The organism is Beijerinckia sp. 28-YEA-48 (assembly GCF_900104955.1).
GTDB lineage: Bacteria > Pseudomonadota > Alphaproteobacteria > Rhizobiales > Beijerinckiaceae > Terripilifer.
Genome location: NZ_FNSI01000001.1, coordinates 1421607 through 1436923, shown reverse-complemented (window position 1 = coordinate 1436923; position 15317 = coordinate 1421607). Strand labels below are relative to the sequence as shown.

General features: G+C 63.4%; 14 protein-coding genes. 11 read left to right on the top strand and 3 right to left on the bottom strand.

Annotated features, from left to right (window positions below):
* Positions 1-149: 149 nt before the first annotated feature.
* The 11 genes from BLW50_RS06690 to BLW50_RS06640 all read left to right on the top strand — a co-directional run bounded on the left by BLW50_RS06690 (position 150) and on the right by BLW50_RS06640 (position 11303).
* Positions 150-1217 (top strand): septal ring lytic transglycosylase RlpA family protein, encoded by a 1068-nt coding sequence (locus tag BLW50_RS06690; protein WP_244544149.1) that lies wholly within the window; start codon positions 150-152, stop codon positions 1215-1217.
* A gap of 82 nt (positions 1218-1299) precedes the next feature.
* The gene (locus tag BLW50_RS06685) at positions 1300-2505 is read left to right on the top strand and encodes a D-alanyl-D-alanine carboxypeptidase family protein (RefSeq protein WP_090699288.1); all 1206 of its coding nucleotides are present in this window, start codon (positions 1300-1302) and stop codon (positions 2503-2505) included.
* Entirely contained in the window at positions 2505-3248 is a 744-nt protein-coding gene (tmk, locus tag BLW50_RS06680) for a dTMP kinase (RefSeq protein WP_170850023.1), read from the top strand. The genes BLW50_RS06685 and tmk overlap by 1 nt, the downstream gene beginning before the upstream one ends.
* Positions 3245-4339, top strand: coding sequence for a DNA polymerase III subunit delta' (locus BLW50_RS06675; protein WP_090699281.1), 1095 nt, complete (start codon positions 3245-3247; stop codon positions 4337-4339). The genes tmk and BLW50_RS06675 overlap by 4 nt, the downstream gene beginning before the upstream one ends.
* A 27-nt stretch (positions 4340-4366) precedes the next feature.
* On the top strand, positions 4367-5923 hold the full coding sequence (gene metG, locus BLW50_RS06670; protein WP_090699277.1) for a methionine--tRNA ligase: 1557 nt from the start codon (positions 4367-4369) through the stop codon (positions 5921-5923).
* A gap of 4 nt (positions 5924-5927) precedes the next feature.
* Positions 5928-6728: a TatD family hydrolase gene (locus tag BLW50_RS06665; protein ID WP_090699276.1), complete on the top strand. Its 801-nt coding sequence runs from the start codon at positions 5928-5930 to the stop codon at positions 6726-6728.
* Positions 6725-7540: an MBL fold metallo-hydrolase gene (locus BLW50_RS06660; RefSeq protein WP_090699273.1), complete on the top strand. Its 816-nt coding sequence runs from the start codon at positions 6725-6727 to the stop codon at positions 7538-7540. The genes BLW50_RS06665 and BLW50_RS06660 overlap by 4 nt, the downstream gene beginning before the upstream one ends.
* A 30-nt stretch (positions 7541-7570) precedes the next feature.
* Positions 7571-8371 (top strand): helix-turn-helix domain-containing protein, encoded by an 801-nt coding sequence (locus tag BLW50_RS06655; RefSeq protein WP_090699267.1) that lies wholly within the window; start codon positions 7571-7573, stop codon positions 8369-8371.
* Between the two features lie 116 nt (positions 8372-8487).
* The gene (locus BLW50_RS06650) at positions 8488-9522 is read left to right on the top strand and encodes an LLM class flavin-dependent oxidoreductase (RefSeq protein WP_170850022.1); all 1035 of its coding nucleotides are present in this window, start codon (positions 8488-8490) and stop codon (positions 9520-9522) included.
* Between the two features lie 17 nt (positions 9523-9539).
* Positions 9540-10280 carry a class II aldolase/adducin family protein gene (locus BLW50_RS06645; protein WP_090699261.1) on the top strand — a complete coding sequence of 247 codons (741 nt, stop codon included), beginning with the start codon at positions 9540-9542 and terminating at the stop codon, positions 10278-10280.
* A gap of 30 nt (positions 10281-10310) precedes the next feature.
* A complete protein-coding gene (locus BLW50_RS06640; protein ID WP_090699257.1) occupies positions 10311-11303 on the top strand; it encodes a Bug family tripartite tricarboxylate transporter substrate binding protein in 993 nt (330 codons plus the stop codon).
* Here the strand turns inward: BLW50_RS06640 and BLW50_RS06635 are convergent, their stop codons facing one another.
* Genes BLW50_RS06635 through kdpC form a run of 3 tightly spaced genes read right to left on the bottom strand, consistent with a single transcriptional unit; the run spans position 11304 to position 15310 of the window.
* Positions 11304-12005 carry a response regulator gene (locus tag BLW50_RS06635; RefSeq protein WP_090699253.1) on the bottom strand — a complete coding sequence of 234 codons (702 nt, stop codon included), beginning with the start codon at positions 12003-12005 and terminating at the stop codon, positions 11304-11306.
* On the bottom strand, positions 12002-14713 hold the full coding sequence (locus BLW50_RS06630; RefSeq protein ID WP_090699249.1) for a sensor histidine kinase: 2712 nt from the start codon (positions 14711-14713) through the stop codon (positions 12002-12004). Before BLW50_RS06630 ends, BLW50_RS06635 begins: the two co-directional genes overlap by 4 nt.
* A 6-nt stretch (positions 14714-14719) precedes the next feature.
* On the bottom strand, positions 14720-15310 hold the full coding sequence (kdpC, locus tag BLW50_RS06625; RefSeq protein WP_090699245.1) for a potassium-transporting ATPase subunit KdpC: 591 nt from the start codon (positions 15308-15310) through the stop codon (positions 14720-14722).
* Between the last annotated feature and the right edge of the window lie 7 nt (positions 15311-15317).

Below are 15317 nucleotides of genomic sequence, written 5' to 3'. Positions count from 1 at the left end.
GTATTTGAACCATCTGGGCGATAGCGTTACCATGGCTATCGGGACTATCCGGACTCGCTTCGATTTGGTTTGCACGCCCGCTGTGGCTTTCGAGTGATGCGTACTGCCCGATGACAGATGAACACCGCGCCAGCGGCCAAGATATTTTTGTGCGAAATTTTTTCGTACGTCCCAGCGTCCCCGGTCGCAATTTCGCCGGGCGTTGTCTGACCGGCATTGGCTTGCTCCTCGTCGCCGCGACCATCGCCGGCTGTGCGCAGCAACCCTCAGGCGGCGGCGTTCGCCGCAGCGCCACCAAGGAATATTTCCCGGAAGGTCGCTATGGCCGCGCCAGCCAGCGCGTGGTCGCCGACGGTGAGGCCGTGCCACGAGGCGGCGGCCAGTACCTAGTTGGCCGCTCCTATACGATCGCCGGCCGACGCTATGTGCCGCGCGAAATGGCACCCGGCCAAAGCCAATCGGGCATGGCCTCCTGGTATGGTGATGCTTTCCACGGGCGTAAAACCGCCAACGGCGAAGTCTATGATATGAGTTCGGTTTCGGCCGCTCATCCGACGATGCCGCTGCCGAGCTATGCCCGCGTCACCAATACGCGCAACGGTCGTTCCATCATCGTGCGCGTCAACGATCGCGGCCCTTTCCATGCCGGCCGCGTCATGGACGTCTCGAAACGGGTGGCCGACGCCCTCGATTTCCGCCGTGCCGGCACTGGCCAAGTAAAAGTCGATTATCTTGGTCCAGCCGGTCTCGGCGGTTCGGATGACCAGCAGCTGATGGCGACGCTCACCGAGGATGGACGTCCCGCGAGCCTGCCCGGCATGCCCACCATGGCGCCGACCACCATGTTGGCCCAAAACGAAGCTCCCGAGCCCGTGGCCTACGCACCGCCGCCGCGCGCGCCAGCGCCGGCTCCCGTGGAAATACCCCGTGCCATGGCCGTCGCCGGGCCGTCGCCTCGGTCCGAAGCCCCCGCGGAACGTTCCGCAGCCTTGCCGACGACCACGCCACTCCCGCCCTCGCGCCCCTTCGATCTCGGCACCATTCCTGGCGCCGACGTGCCGATCATCGCCACCAAGCGGCTCCAGAGCGCCAGCGCCTCCTTTTACGCGCAGCCCTCGAAGGTCACTTCGACCTTGATCAAGCGACACCCGTTTGATGGCGTCGACACCCAGGGCCTGCAGTCACTGATCCGCCGCGAAGTCGTCTCGGGTCGTTGATTTTCAAGGCTTGAAGGGGCACATTCCGGTAGGAGTCCGGGCGGATTCATAAGTCCGCCCACTGCCTTGGATGGCCCGACCCATGTCCGCCCTGACCGTCTGTTTTGCCCTTAGCCTGCGCGCGCGCCTAACCGCGCCGCTGCTCGCGGCCGCCTTGCTGGTGGCGCCGGCCGTGGCTGTCGCGCAAACCATCACCACTTCAGCCACCTGGGCCATCCTGATGGATGCGGACACCCAGAGTGTGCTGTTTGAGAAAAACGCCGACCAGCTCATGTCGCCGGCATCGATGGTCAAGATCATGACCGCCGAACTGGTGTTCAAGGAGCTGAAGGAGGGGCGTCACACGCTCGACGAGACATTCGTCGTTTCCGAGAACGCCTGGCGGCGCGGCGGCGCGCCCTCAGGCGGGTCCAGCATGTTCGCCCCGGTCAACAGTCACGTGCGGATCGAGGATCTGCTACGCGGCCTGATCGTCCAGTCCGGCAACGACGCGGCCATCGCGCTCGCCGAGGGCATCGCCGGCAGTGAGGAAACCTTCGCCTTGCTGATGACCAAGCGGGCGCGCGAGCTCGGACTGCGCGATTCCACCTTCAAGAACGCCTGGGGGCGGTTCGATCCGGAGCAGAAGGTGACGGCGCGCGATCTCGCCCGGCTGTCGCTCTACGTCATCAAGACCTATCCGGACTATTACAAATATTTCGGCGAGACCGAATTCACCTGGAACAAAATACGCCAGACCAACCGCAATCCACTGCTCGCCATGAACATTGGCGCCGATGGCCTGAAGACCGGCAATATCGACGACTCCGGCTTTGGCCTCGTCGGCTCGACCGTCGAGAATGGCCAGCGCCTGGTCCTGGTCATCAATGGTGTGAAGACAGCCCGCGAACGTGCTGAAGAGGCGCGTAAATTACTCAACTGGGGCATGCGCGGGTTCGACCATAAAAGCGTCTATAACGCCGGCGAGATCGTCGGAGCCGCCAAGGTCTATGGCGGCAACCAGGGCAGTGTTGACCTCGTCTCCGACCTGCCGGTTCGGGTGATGGTGCCGCGCGGCTCAAACGAGCGGCTGAGCGGTCGGATTGTCTACACCGGCCCCTTGATCCCGCCGGTCAAACAGGGCGATGAGGTGGCGCGGCTGAGAATCTACCGCGGGCAGGTGTTGGCCCTCGACACGCCGTTGAAAGCAGCCGAAACCATCGAGAAGGGCACGTTGCGCCAGCAGGCGCTTGACGCCGGGCTCGAATGGTTCTCCGGTCTCATTCGCAAATATGTGTTCAAGAGCTGATGGCCAAAACCACCAGGGTCCTGAAACGGCAGACGCCGCGCCGAGGCCTTTTCATCACCTTTGAGGGCGGCGAGGGTGGCGGCAAGTCGACCCAGGTCAAGCGGCTGCTGGCGCATCTCCAGAGCCTCGATCTCGCCGCCATCGCCACGCGCGAACCTGGCGGCTCGCCCAAGGCCGAAGAAATCCGCCATGTCATTCTGTCAGGCGCCGCGGCGCCGCTTGGCCCGGCGGCCGAAGCGGTGCTGTTCTCGGCTGCCCGGATCGATCATCTCGACCACACCATCCGGCCGGCGCTGACGCGCGGCGACATCGTGGTCTGTGACCGCTTCGCAGATTCGACCCGGGCCTATCAGGGCGCACTCGGCAATCTCGACCCTGGTTTCATCGAAGGCCTCGAGCGCATCACCGTCGGCGAGACCCGGCCGGACCTGACTCTCATCCTCGATGTCCCCGCACACGTGGGCCTCGCCCGCGCCACTGCGCGCCGCGCCAACGCCGCCGTCGACCGGTTCGAGGGCGAAAACGAGGCGTTTCACATTGCCTTACGCCAATGTTTCCTCGATATCGCCGCAGCGGAGCCGAAGCGCTGTGTCGTGATCGATGCGACGCGCCCGCCTGATCAGGTGGAGGCGACCATCTGGGAGGCGGTCAAACCGCGTCTCGTCAAAGCACGGCTGTTGCCCGCCGATCCCGTCGCGGCCAAGAAGACCAAGGCTAAAAGCATCTCAAGGATCCCCTCATGAGCCGCCGCCCGACCACCCGCGCCAGTGATGGCGAGGCGGCGCCCGAGAGCGACCGGTTCCACCATGCGCCACATCCGCGCGACGCCATGCAGCTCTTTGGCCACGACGAGGCGGAGCAGGAATTGCTCTCGGCCTATCGCAGCGGCCGCCTGCCATCCGCCTGGCTGATCGGCGGCAAGGAAGGGATCGGCAAGGCGACGCTGGCCTGGCGCTTCACCAAATTCCTGCTGGCCCACGGCGATCCCAGCCTGCCGGCGGTAACGCGCGCCACCGATTTGTCGGTTGATCCCGAAAACCCAGCTCTGCGCCGCGTAATGTCGCAATCCCACAGCGACGTCATGGTGCTGCGCCGCTCTTATGATCCCAAGGGCAAACGCCACTACACCGAAATCCGCGTCGACGACGTGCGTCGCGTCATCGAACTGTTTCACCACGCCTCAGGTGAGGGCGGCTGGCGCATCGCCATCGTCGACAGCGCCGAGGATCTCAACGGCTCGTCCGCCAACGCACTCCTGAAACTGATCGAGGAGCCGCCGCCACGTTCGCTCTTCCTCATTGTGTCCCACCGGCCGGCGCAGGTGCTGACGACGATCCGCTCGCGCACCCGCAAGCTCAATCTGGGCGAACTCAAGCCCGAGGCCATTGTTGAGACCGTCGGCACGCTCGGTCCCCCCTTCGCCGAAACCGACCAGCGCCGTCTGGCTGAAGCGGCGCGGCGCAGCGGCGGCTCGGTGCGCGACACCCTGCGGCTCCTGTCCGGCGACAGCCTGACCCTGATCGAGGCCGTCGATGGGCTGCTCGGTCACCTGCCCATTGTCGACTGGCGGCGCGTGCACGGGCTTGCCGACAAGCTGACCGGGCGCGAGGCGACGGAGGAATTCGAGGCGATGATCTCGGCGATTTTCGACTGGATCGACGCACGCGTGCGGCAAGGTGCGTCCGAGGGCGGCCGCCTTGCGCCGCTGGCGGAGGTATGGGACAAGATCGCCCTCTCGGCGCGCGAGACGCAGGCCCTGAACCTCGACCGCCGGACCTTCATCTTGAACGCCTTTACCGATCTGTCCACGGCTGTTCAGGCCGCGCGGACGTGACTCGCGAAATGAGTTTGTGAAACGACAATGACGGCGAAATTCTGCATTACCACCGCCATCCCCTATGCCAATGGCAAGCCGCATATTGGCCATGCCTATGAGCGGATAGCGACCGACGCGATCGCGCGGTTCCACCGCATCGCCGGCGAAGACGTGTTCTTCGTCACCGGCATGGACGAGCATGGCCTGAAGATGCAGCAGACGGCGACGCGGGAAGGGTTGAAGCCGCAAGAGCTCGCCGACCGCACGGCCGCCCAATTCGATCACATGGGCACGCTGCTGAACGCCCGCGCCGATCACGTCATCCGCACCACCGAGCCGCGCCACTATCTCGCCTCGCGCGCTATCTGGGAAGCGATGCAGAAGAAGGGCGACATCTACCTGTCGAAATATGCCGGCTGGTATTCGGTGCGTGAGGAAGCCTATTTCGACGAAGGCGAAATCACATCCAACTCCGAGGGCCAGAAGTTCTCGCCCAACGGCACGCCGGTCGAATGGGTGGAGGAGGAGAGCTATTTCTTCAAGCTGTCGGCCTATGCCGACCGGCTGCTCGCCCATTACGAAGCCCATCCCGATTTCATCGTGCCGGAGAAATACCGCAACGAAATCGTCTCCTTCGTGAAGCGCGGCCTGCAGGACCTGTCGATCAGCCGCACCACGTTCGATTGGGGCGTGCCGGTGCCCGGCGACGACAAGCATGTCATGTATGTGTGGGTCGATGCGCTGACCAACTATCTCACCGCCTGCGGCTATCCCATCGCCAGCGCGCCGCATTGGCATTATTGGCCGGCCGACGCTCATGTGATCGGCAAGGACATCACGCGCTTCCACGCCATCTACTGGCCGGCCTTTCTGATGTCGGCTGAAATCGCGCTGCCAAAACAGATTGTCGTGCACGGTTTTCTGTTCAACCGCGGCGAGAAAATGTCGAAGTCGGTTGGCAACGTGGTCGATCCACTTACGATGGCGGAGCACTACGGCGTCGACCAGATGCGCTATTTCTTCCTGCGCGAAGTGCCGTTCGGACAGGATGGCAATTATTCGCACGAGGCGCTGGTCAACCGCATCAACGCGGATCTTGCCAACGACCTCGGCAATCTGGCGCAGCGCTCGCTGTCGATGGTGACGAAGAACTGCGACGGCAAGGCGCCGGTGCCGGGCGCACTGACCGCCAATGACGAGATCATCCTCGCCGCCGCCTGGGCACTCGCCGAGCGCACCAGCGAAGCGATGAAGGAGTTCGCCCTGCACACGGCCTTGGCCGAAATCTGGAAGGTCGTCGCCGACGCCAACCGCTATTTCGCCGGCGAAGAACCTTGGGCGCGGCGCAAGGACAATCCAGAACGCATGGGCACCATCCTGTGGGTGACGGCCGAGGTGTTGCGCAATATCGCCATCGCCGCCCAGCCGGTCATTCCGACCGCCGCCGGCAAGCTGCTCGACAGCCTGGCGGCCGCGCCGGACGCCCGCATGCTGCGTCACATCGGCAAGGACCATGCTCTCACAGGCGGCGTCGCACTGCCGGCGCCCGTGCCTATCTTCCCGCGTTATGTAGAAACGGAGGCGGGCGCTACGCCCGCATAAAACCTTGCTCATCGACAGCCACTGCCATCTCGATTTTCCCGACTTCGCGCAGGATATGGCCGGCACGATGCAGCGGGCGCGCGAGGCCGATGTCGCGCGCATGATCACCATCGCGACCTCGTTGGCCCGGCACGATACCTATCGCGCCATCGCCGAGGGGCATGACAACGTTTGGTTCACCGTCGGCACTCATCCGCACCATGCTCATGAGGAGCCGAACACGACGGTGCAGGAGATCGTCGATCTCGCCTGCCATCCGAAATGTATCGGCATCGGCGAAGCGGGCCTCGACTATCACTATGACAAAAGCCCGCGCGATGTCGCCGCCGCCGTGTTCCGCACTCATATCGACGCGGCGCGGCGCACCGGCCTGCCACTCGTCATCCACGCGCGCGATGCCGACGACGATGTCGCGGCGATCCTGCGCGACGAAATGAGCAAAGGCGCCTTCAAGGCGCTGTTGCATTGCTTCACCTCATCGCGCTCTTTGGCTGAGGCCGGGCTCGAACTCGGTCTTTATGTCTCCTTCTCCGGCGTTCTGACCTTCAAAACCTCGGAAGAACTACGCGCCATCGCCAAGGATGTGCCGCTCGACCGGCTTCTGGTCGAGACCGACGCGCCTTATCTGGCGCCGGTGCCGCATCGCGGCAAGCGCAACCAGCCGGCCTGGGTGGCCGATACCGCGCGGGTGCTGGCTGAGGTCAAAGGCGTGTCCTTCGACGAGATCGCCCAGCAGACGACACAGAACGTCCTGCGCCTGTTCTCTAAAATGCCGCCGCTCGAAGCGGCGCCGGTCGCTGCATGACCGCGAGCGCGCCCTCGGCGCAGATCACCATTCTCGGCTGCGGCTCGTCCGGCGGCGTGCCGCGCGTTGGCATCGGCTGGGGCAATTGCGATTCCGCCAATCCGCGTAACCGGCGGCGGCGCTGCTCGATCCTGGTCGAGCGAACGAGCGACGAAGGCACCACGCGCGTGCTGGTCGACACCTCGCCGGATCTGCGCGAGCAATTGCTCAGCGCCGATGTGCAGCATCTCGACGGCGTGCTCATCACCCACGCCCATGCCGATCATATCCACGGCATCGACGACGTGCGGCCGCTGATCCTGAAGATGCGTCATCGTATCAACATCCATATGGACGCGCCGACAGCCGAAGCGGTGCTGCTGCGCTTCGACTATATTTTCCAGACGCCGCCTGGCAGCCAATACCCGCCGCTGCTCGACTTTCAGCCGATCGAGGATGGCCGCGCCTGCGTCATCGACGGGGCAGGTGGCCCGGTGGCTGGCATCCCGTTCCGCCTCGATCACGGTGACATCGACGCGCTCGGCTTCCGCTTCGGCGACATCGCCTATACGCCCGACGTGGTCGGCATCCCCGACGTGAGCCTGCCTTATCTCGAAAACCTCGACGTCTGGATCATCGACGCGCTGCAATACCGCCCGCATCCGAGCCATTTCAGCCTCAGCCAGGCGCTGGACTGGATCGCCCGCATGAAGCCGCGCCGCGCCATTCTCACCAATCTCAACACCGATCTCGATTTCGAGCGGTTGAAGAGCGAAATTCCGGCCGGCGTCGAACCGGCTTGGGACGGCATGACCCTGACGTTCGATATGTGAGGCTGTTCGTTCGGCGAGGGAGGAGGGCTCTTGCGCGATAACGGAAGAGGGACGCTGCGTGCTCTGGCGGTGCTGCGCGCTCTGAATGTCGAGAACGACACCACGGTATTGCGCTTGAGCGCGATGACCGAAATATCGCGCCAAGCGCTCTATCGCATTCTCGAAACCCTTGTCGCTGAAGGCTATGTCGCCCGCCATCCAGAAAGTGGCCGCTATCAGCTGACGAACCTCGTGCGCGCCTTGAGCGAAGGTTTCAAGGACGAGCAATGGATCGGCGAAATCGCTGGTCTCGAACTGGAAAAGCTGCAGCGCAAGGTGGTCTGGCCGACTGAGATGGCCATCTGCCAGAACTTCACCATGCAATTGATCCTGTCGACGCGGCGCCACAGCCCCTTCGTTATCGACTATGGCAACGTCGGCGTGGTGTTGCCTGTACTCAGAACCGCGCTCGGCATTGCCTATCTGGCCCATTGTCCCAAGCCCGAGCGCGATCTCACTTTGCGCTTCTATCGTGAACAAGGGCCGTCGCTGGATGGCGATCTGGCACGCAACAAAACGCGCATCGCCCGCATCTTGTCGGCCACCAAGACACGCGGCTTCGCCACGCGCCACCGCAACGTCTTTTCCGGCATCGCCTATCCCGACATCTTCGACACCAACGCCACCATCGCCGTGCCGATCATGGTCGGAGGCGGAGCCGTGGCTTCGATAGGCATCACCTATATTGCCGCGGCGATGACGACCGCAGTCGCGCTTGAGCGTTATCTGCGCCCTTTGCAGGCAACGGCGCGAACCATCTCACGACTGGCCGCGGAAAAACGTCGGATATAACAATCCCATAGCCGTCGCGATGTCCGCTGGTCGGACATTTTCAAATTCACAATTGCCCACTCCAGTTTCCCTCCTATCCTCCACCTTATCTTGAGAGCAACAGGTGGGAGCGGAACGTGAAGTTTGGCATTTTTGATCATGTCGATCGCAGCGACCTGCCGCTGCATGAGTTCTATGAACAACGCCTGCGGATGACCGAACTCTATGACCAGTCGGGCTTCCACGGCTATCACGTGGCCGAGCATCACTTCACACCGCTGGGCCTTGCTGCCTCACCCAGTGTCTATCTCGCATCCGTCATTCAGCGCACGAAAAACCTGCGTATCGGCAGCCTCGTTTACACGCTGCCGCTCTATCACCCGCTGCGATTGGCCGAGGAAATCTGCATGCTCGATCACCTCAGCCGCGGCCGACTGCAAGTCGGGCTTGGCCGGGGCATTTCGCCGATCGAGAGCCATTACTATGGCGAGGCCTCCGACAAGGAAACGTCACGGCAGGTCTATCAGGAAACCCTCGACATCCTGCTGGCAGCTCTCACCCAGAAGCAGGTCAATTATCAGGGACAATATCGCCAAGCCGACAATGTGCCGATCGAACTCGAACCGGCGCAGCGGCCTTATCCACCGCTGTGGATGGGCGTTCAATCATTCGAGAACGCCGATTTCGCCGCCAAATATAAAATGAACATGGTCTGCATTCTCGAGCCGGAGGAAATGCGCTCGCGCGTCGACCGCTATCGCGAGACATGGCGCAACCTCCACGGCGAAGAACCGTCCCGCGATATGCTGGCTGGCCTGTCGCTCTTCATCGTGGTCGCGGACAGCGACGCGGAAGCCATGGACATCGCCGACAGATGCTATCGAAAGTGGTTCCACAGCTTCAACTATCTCTATCGCCTGCACGGGCGCTCGCCCATGCTTGGCGAACGCGCCGATAACTTCGCCGGCCTGCAGAAACTGGGACGCGGCATCGCCGGCTCGCCAGATACCGTGAAGCAATTCCTGCGAACCAAGATCGACAAGGCGGGGATTAACTATCTCACTGGCCAGTTCGTCTTCGGTGACATGTCGTTTGAAGAGTCGTCGCGCTCGATCGATCTATTCGCCAGCCACGTCATGCCGGCGCTCGGCGCGGTCGCGCAACCGGCTTGAAGAGAAGGGGAGCACCCATGATCGACGATCGCATCGCGACGCAACTGAACGAAATCGCTGTCGGCTGCCGCGTTCTGGCTCTCTATGGCCACGAGGACAAGAACCTCGGCCATCTGTCGCTGCGCGATCCGCAGGGCAGAGGGCTCTGGCTCAAGCGCGCCGGCGTCGGCCTGGCCGAGATCGAAGGACCCGACGATTTCACTTTGATCGATTTCGCGGGCCACAAACTGTATGGAGAGGGCACCGTCCATATGGAATGGCCCATCCATACGGAGATCATGATCGCGCGACCGGAGATCGATGTCGTTGGTCACACCCACCCCTTCTATGGCTGCCTGTTCGCGGCCACCGAAGAGCTGCTTGTCGGGCTTGGTCACGAGGGCTGCTATTTCGGCCATGACCTGCCGCGCTATCGCGGTACGTCCTATCTGATTGACACTCAGGCCCTTGGCCGCGACCTCGCCAAGGTTCTTAGTTCACGCAAAGCAGTGCTCATGAACAATCATGGCGTGGTCTTCTGCGGCGAATCCATGGGGGTCGCCGGCACGCTTGGCATCACGCTCGAAAAGGCCTGCCGGCAGCAGATCACCCTCGCCGCCACCGGCTATCCCATTATTTTGCCGCCGGAAGACGAAGTCAAAATGAAGGAAGAGAAGCTGGCGAGCCGCGCCACCTTGGAGCGGTTCTGGCCTTATTACGTGCGCATGCTGGCCCGCTACGAAAGCGGCCACGGAAAAATCGTGCCCTTGCAGGGATAGCGATCGGCCAATCATCTCGGGGAGGGAAGCATGACACGGATGTCCGCACGCCAAATGGCGTTTATTCTCGCGACTGTCACTCTGGGCGGTCTTCACGGCCAGGCTGTGGGACAGACTTACCCAAACAAACCGGTCAATGTCGTGGTGCCGTTTCCAGCCGGTGGCTATGTCGACTCCTTCGCCAGGGTCGTCACCGCTAAACTTGGCGTGCTGCTCGGCCAGACCATGCCGGTGCTCAACCGGCCAGGTGCTGGCGGCACTGTGGGCGCCGAGAGCGTCGTTCGCGCGCCGCCCGATGGCTATATGCTGCTTGTCTCCGGCGTCTCGTCGCTCGCGATCTTCGAAGCGCTGCGGTCCAAAACGAGCGAAGCTGAGTTGCCCAAACTCAGTTACATCTCGCTCATCGCTTCGACACCGGGCGTTATGACCACATCCACCCAGTCCGGCGTCACCTCGTTCGCCGATCTCGTCGAAAAGGTCAGGAAGGAACCAGGGCGATATTCCTATGGCTCGGCTGGCCCTGGCACGCCCTCACATCTGTGGAGCGCCGAAATCGTCCGCGCCTTGAACCTGGACCTGCGCCATGCCGCCTATAAAGGCGGCGCGCCGGCGCTGCAGGAATTGGCCAATAATCAGATCCTCTGGATGATCGACACGCCGGTGGGATCGCTGCCGCTGACGCGTGCCGGCAAGGTGACGCCGCTCGCCGTCATCGCGCCCGGCCGGATCAAGCAGTTGCCGCAAGTGCCATCGATCGCCGAATTGGGCGTGCCGCAATTGGCCGACAAGGCATCGACCCTCTATCTCGCCGCGCCCGCTGGCACGCCCAAGGCCATTCTGGATCGCCTGAACCAGGCTTACGCGATGGCGATCAAGGATCCAGAATTCACCACCCGGATCGACAGTTTCGATTCCGACCTGCCGGACCCAGAGATGAAGCCAGAGAAAGTCCGCGAGGCCGCCGAAGCGGAATATTTGGGCTGGTTCAAGATCGTGCGGGAATCCGGCGTGAAAGTGGATTGATCACGCCTGTTGGTCGGCCGGCGCGTGCAGGCGATAGCCGACGCCAGGCTCGGTCATGATGAACTGCGGATCGGCGGCATCGTCGCCGATGCGTTCGCGTATCTGGCCGACGGCAACGCGCAGATAATGCGCGTCTTCCACATGTGCCGGTCCCCAGACCGTGGTGAGGAGCTGCCTATGCGTCACCAGCCGGCCGTGGTGCCGGGCGAGCAGCGCCAGCACATCGAATTGTTTGCGCGTCAGCTTCGCCTCAACCCCATCGACCAGCACAAGCCGGTTGGCGAGATCGATCGTCAGCGTCCCCGACGTGATGACTGAACGCTCGGTCTCGACCGGTCGGCGCGAGCGCAAAAGCGCCCGCAGCCGCGCCAGCAATTCGCCGGTGGCGAAGGGTTTGGTCACATAATCGTCGGCGCCGGCATCGAGCGCGGCGATTTTTTCGCCCTCGGAGTCACGCACGGACAGGACGAGGATCGGCACTTTCGACCATTCGCGGATCGCCGTCACCACCGCCTTGCCATCCATGTCGGGCAGGCCGAGGTCAACGACCACCACATCGGGCGCCGAGGTGGCGGCGCGTTCAAGGCCGACGCGGCCACGATCAGCCTCCTCCATGACAAAGCCGATACTGCTGATGGCAATCTTGAGGAAGCGGCGAATCGCCGGATCATCCTCGATCACCAGAACACGCGGCGCCGTCATCGGGCTTCCTCCGGAACGGTCTGGGCGCTGGCGATCGGCAGCCGCAGGCGGATGGTGGTGCCGATGCCGTCATCACCCGTCTGCGCCTCGACGGTGCCGCCATGGGCTTCAACCAGGCCGCGCACGATAGCGAGGCCGAGCCCGGTGCCAGCCGGCTGCCCGTCCTCCTGGCGCAAACGATGAAACATGTCGAACACCTTTTCGCGGTCCTCAAGTGGAATGCCCGGTCCTCGGTCAATCACGTCGAGACGCACGAAACCATTGTCCTCCCGTGCCCTGATGATAATTGGACTGCCGTCTGGCGAAAACTTGGCGGCATTGTCGAGCACGTTGACCAGCGCCTGGCCGATCAGCACCGGGTCAACATGGACACGCGGCAGATCCGCCGCCATTTCCACCGTCAGCGGATGCAGGGTGAGGGTACGCGCCAATTCGCCGCGAGCCCGGCCGACAATCTCGCGCAGATCGACGGGCGTGCTCTTGGGTCGTAGCGCGCCATAACCGAGCTTGGTCATGTCGAGCAGGTTCTGCACGTAGCGATCGAGACGACGCGCTTCGTCGAGAGCGCCGGCGTTGAGCACGCGCTTGTCCTCGTCGCTGAGCGGCGCATTGCTGTCGCTGATGGCGGTCAGCGCCCCGATGACCGAGACGAGCGGCGTGCGCAGGTCGTGGCTGACCGAATTGAGCAGGGCCGTCTGCAGCTTTTCCCCTTCGGCGCGCACCTTAGTCGCTTCCACATCGGCGGCAAGGTTGAAACGCTCGACCGCCACCGCGATCTGATCTTCGACCGCCAGCAGCAACCGGCGCATCTCCGGATCGTTGAAACGGCGTGGATCGCGAAACAGGACGCCGATGACGCCGAGCGATGCGGTCGCCGTGGCGAGCGGCACGAACAGCCATTCGCTGGCCGGCAAAGTGCCAGTGCCAGCGCCCGCCGGTTCATTCTTCTCGAAGGCCCAACGGGCCGCCATTTCGACGCGCGGATCGAGATCCTCCTCGATCGAGGGATGGCCCTGCACCTGCTGCAACAAGCCGTCGGCATCGGGCATCATGATGAGCGAGCGGCAGTTGAGCGTGGTCGCCAGATGCGCCGCCGCGGCCCACAGCACATCGTCGGCCTGGGTTGCCCTGGCGATCTTGCGAGCGAACTCGAACAAGGTCTCGGTGCGCCGCTGCGCGATGCGCATGCCTTCCACCTGCTTCTTCAGCCGGCTCGCCAGGGTGCCGGTGACAGCGGAGGAGACCATGAACACCAGCAGGCCGACGATGGCCTCATGCTGTTCGACGGCGAGCGTGTAATAGGGCGTGGTGAAGAAATAATTGTAGGCCAGAAAACCCAAGGCACTGCCAAGCGCCGCGCCCCATAAACCGTTGCGGAAGGCGACAACCAGGACGGCGACCAGATAGAAGACGGCGAGCGACGCCACCGGTAGATGGGGCCAGAACGGCCAAGCCACCGCCGTCGCGGCAGAGGTCGCAGCCACCGCTTCCAGTAAGGCGCGCACCGGCGGCGTCCAATGGCGATAGCCGGCGGAGGCGGTGAGATCGATCCGCCGCCGCGCGGCGCGGGCGTGCTGAGCCACCACCGTGACTTCGAAATCGACGGCACTGTCGACGAGTTTGTCAGCAACGTCCTCGCGGAAAAAGCCTTTCAGTCCTTTGCGGCGCGGCCGCCCGACAACAAGTCGCGTGACATTGCGCTTACGTGCGAAGGTCAGCAGTTCGGCCGCCGCGTTCGATTCCGCGTGCAGGGTCACCGCCTCGCCGCCCAGCGCCTCGGCCAATCGCAGCGCCTCGCTGGTCAGCTCCTGGGCGCCGGCGCCAAGCGCCTCGCGTTGGGCGGTGATGACGGTCGCGGCGATCCAGGGAATTTTCGCCCGGTCCGCCATGCGCTTGGCGGCACGGATCAGCGCTTTGGCGACGGGTGCTTCATTGATGCAGACGAGTAGGCGTTCCTGCGCCGGCCAGGGGCCAGACACGGCATTCGACCGCATCCAGTTGATCATTTCGGCGTCGACGCGGCTCGCCGCCGTGCGCAAAGCGAGTTCGCGCAGGGCCGTCAGATTGCCCTTGTTGAAGAAATTGTCGAGCGCCCGGCCAATCTGCGCCGGAATATAGATCTTGCCGGCCCGCAGGCGGTTCATCAGCTCTTCGGGCGGCAGGTCGATCAGTTCGATATCGTCGGCCCGCGACAGAACCTCGTCCGGCACGGTCTCTTGGACGCGCACGCCAGTGATGCGCGCCACCACATCGTTGAGGCTTTCGATATGCTGGATGTTGAGAGTGGTGGTGACGTCGATGCCCGCATCCAGCACCTCCATGACGTCCTGCCAACGCTTGGGATGGCGAGAGCCCGGCGTATTGGTGTGGGCGAATTCGTCGATGAGGGCGAGCTGCGGCTTGCGGGCCAGCAGCTGATCGATGTCGAGTTCTTCAAGTGTCTGGCCACGGTATTCGAAGGAGCGCCGTGGCAGATATTCGAGATCGGCGAGCAAAGCCGCCGTCTCTTCGCGGCCGTGCGTCTCGACCAGCGCCACAGCGACGTCGATGCCGGCGCGCCGGCGCGCGCGCGCCTCCTCCAGCATCGCATAGGTCTTGCCGACCCCAGGGGAGGCGCCCAGAAAGATTTTTAGCCGGCCACGCCCGCTCTTTCGCGCTTCCTGGAGAAGAGCGTCGGGATCGGGGCGTGCGGCTTCAGGTTCTCCCATAACACCTCATGGTTTAGTCTGGTCCAGGGCCAAATTCAAAGCCAGAACATTGACGCGCCGTTCGCCGAGAATGCCGAACAACCGGCCTTGGACCTGGGCTTCCACCAGGGCGCGGAGACTATCAGGGGCCATGCCGCGCGCCGCAGCGACGCGATTGACCTGGATAAACGCCGCCGCCGGCGAAATGTCCGGGTCGAGGCCGGAGGCGGACGACGTGACGAGATCGGCCGGGGCCGGGCCTGGGCCAAGCGCCGCCGCCCGCTCAGAGATGCTCTTGTACAGCGCCTCCGAGGTCGGGCCGAGGTTGGTGCCGGTAGAGGCCGACGCATTATAGGGCGCATCCACGGTCTTTGTCGGATCATTCGGATCCGGCATGGTCGTGGCTGACGGACGACCATGGAAATAACGGTCGGACTTGAACTCCTGGCCGATGAGCGCTGAACCGAGGACGTGCCCGTCCTTGACGATCAGGCTGCCATTGGCCGCCTGCGGCGCGATCACCTGGGCGATGCCAGTGAAGGCCAGTGGATAGGCGAGGCCGGTCAGGATCGTGAACAGAACCGTCAGCGCAAGGGCAGGGCGAAGATAGGCGAACATATTCGTC

Excerpts from the sequence above, each read along its gene's own strand:
- BLW50_RS06640 (WP_090699257.1), top strand. The coding sequence starts at position 10,311 with ATGACACGGATGTCCGCACGCCAAATGGCGTTTATTCTCGCGACTGTC.
- BLW50_RS06685 (WP_090699288.1), top strand. The coding sequence starts at position 1,300 with ATGTCCGCCCTGACCGTCTGTTTTGCCCTTAGCCTGCGCGCGCGCCTA.
- tmk (WP_170850023.1), top strand. The coding sequence starts at position 2,505 with ATGGCCAAAACCACCAGGGTCCTGAAACGGCAGACGCCGCGCCGAGGC.
- metG (WP_090699277.1), top strand. The coding sequence starts at position 4,367 with ATGACGGCGAAATTCTGCATTACCACCGCCATCCCCTATGCCAATGGC.
- BLW50_RS06630 (WP_090699249.1), bottom strand. The coding sequence starts at position 14,713 with ATGGGAGAACCTGAAGCCGCACGCCCCGATCCCGACGCTCTTCTCCAG.
- BLW50_RS06660 (WP_090699273.1), top strand. The coding sequence starts at position 6,725 with ATGACCGCGAGCGCGCCCTCGGCGCAGATCACCATTCTCGGCTGCGGC.
- BLW50_RS06675 (WP_090699281.1), top strand. The coding sequence starts at position 3,245 with ATGAGCCGCCGCCCGACCACCCGCGCCAGTGATGGCGAGGCGGCGCCC.
- BLW50_RS06635 (WP_090699253.1), bottom strand. The coding sequence starts at position 12,005 with ATGACGGCGCCGCGTGTTCTGGTGATCGAGGATGATCCGGCGATTCGC.
- BLW50_RS06645 (WP_090699261.1), top strand. The coding sequence starts at position 9,540 with ATGATCGACGATCGCATCGCGACGCAACTGAACGAAATCGCTGTCGGC.
- kdpC (WP_090699245.1), bottom strand. The coding sequence starts at position 15,310 with ATGTTCGCCTATCTTCGCCCTGCCCTTGCGCTGACGGTTCTGTTCACG.